At 31.1% G+C, this 1,736-nt stretch carries 1 protein-coding gene; it reads left to right on the forward strand.

Annotation, left to right across the window (positions count from 1 at the left end; translation table 11 throughout):
• Positions 1 to 165: 165 nt before the first annotated feature.
• Positions 166 to 1,533 carry an IS1380 family transposase gene (locus tag C7958_RS15470; RefSeq protein WP_111573565.1) on the forward strand — a complete coding sequence of 456 codons (1,368 nt, stop codon included), beginning with the start codon at positions 166 to 168 and terminating at the stop codon, positions 1,531 to 1,533.
• The last annotated feature ends 203 nt before the right edge of the window (positions 1,534 to 1,736 follow it).

The raw sequence follows: 1,736 nt of genomic DNA on the forward strand, positions 1-1,736 counted from the left end.
AACTTGAATTCGGCAAGTAAAAATACCGAATCCAGTTATGATAGTCTTTAAACAGTAAATCTAGTTCAAATTTTTTTGAATAAAAAAATAGAATCTCCTCTTGGTTTTATGGTAAAATGTTTTTAGGCAAAAAAACCATACCAAAACCAAAAAGGAGATTCTGATATGAGTTTACCACAAAACAACAATAAAATAAATAGTTTTAACAAATTTAATATTCCTGCAAAATTTAACAATAATACAGTTTCCAATGTTCCATCTTTTACTTATCTTGAAGCTGCTAAATCAATTATAGACTTTAAATCTTTGATTTCAAATAATATTAGCTATCGAAAAGCTTCAAATGCTACTTTTCAACCCGCTGATATTATTGATTTTATGGTTGATGGATCTATCCTGGGTTATTCTCGTTTTTCTCACTTTGAAAACTTAAGACAGGATGCTGGCTATCTTAAAATTAAAGAATTTAATGTTCCAAGTGAAAAAGTATGCCGAGATCTTCTAAAAGCTCTGCCAGAAGAAAGTAGAAATGAACTAAGAAAACTTAATAAGGATCTTCTTTCTCTGATGGCTAAAAACCAGGCTCCCAGAGAAGTGATTCTCGATTTTGATGATACAGTGTGCACTGTTTTTGGCAATCAGGAAGGTTCTGCAAATGGATATAATCCCAGATATAAAGGCAGACCATCCTTTAAAGAAAAAGTAGCAATTATCTCTAAAACTGATGAACTACTTAATCTAACTTTAGAAGAAGGGACTCATCACAGCAACCATGAATTTCTTAAATTTTTAGAATCCTGTATTGAAACTCTGCCTGAAACCTGGTATCTAAAAAGAATCAGAGCTGACAGAGGTTTCTTTGATCAGAAAAACTTCAGATACTGTGAAGATAACGGTATTGAATACATAATCAAAGCTAAAATGCAAAATGGTGTCAAAAAGATTATTGATTATGCTAATGAAAATCCTGATCAATATCCCTGGGTCAAAATCGATAACACTTTTAGTGTTACTGAAATTAGAATCCCACTAAAAAGCTGGGATAGAGAACGACGCTTTGTTTTGATCAAAAAGTCTCTGCCTAAATGCAACAAAAAAGGGCAGATGCTGTTTGAAGAGTTTACCTATGAGTATCAGGCTATCGTCACCAATGTAGACTATCTAACTGCTGAAGAAGTATTTAATGACTACAATCAACGCTGCAATATTGAAAACAAGATCGATGAGCTAAAAGAAGGCTTTGCCTTTGACCAAAATACTCAGATTAACCATAAATGTAATGAGCTATATTTACTGATTAAAATGATTGCATTTAACTTAAATAACTGGTTTAAGAGAACCTTCTTACCTAAAAACATGCATCATCATGAGATAACAACATTAAGAAGAATCTTTTATAGAATAGCAGGTAATATTTGTGGCAGCGGCTGGTACAAACACATCCGCTATGCTCCAAATGAGCTGCTTGAAAAAACAATTGAACATCTTAGAACTGCTTTGATTAATTTTAGAAAGCAGATGATATTAAACTAAAACTACCGATACAGTTTAAATTAATTTTAAGCTATTAAAAACATAGTTTAGCTAAGTGCGTCTAAAATCTGTAGTTTTAACGACTATTTAATTTGGAAACTTAATTTGCAATAAAATATTTTATTTTTAAAGATTGAAATGATTTTTTAACGGCAAAAATCTAAAAAGAACTACTTTAACTTTTTACTTGCCGAATTCAAGTT

Source organism: Halanaerobium saccharolyticum, assembly GCF_003259895.1.
GTDB lineage: Bacteria > Bacillota > Halanaerobiia > Halanaerobiales > Halanaerobiaceae > Halanaerobium > Halanaerobium saccharolyticum_A.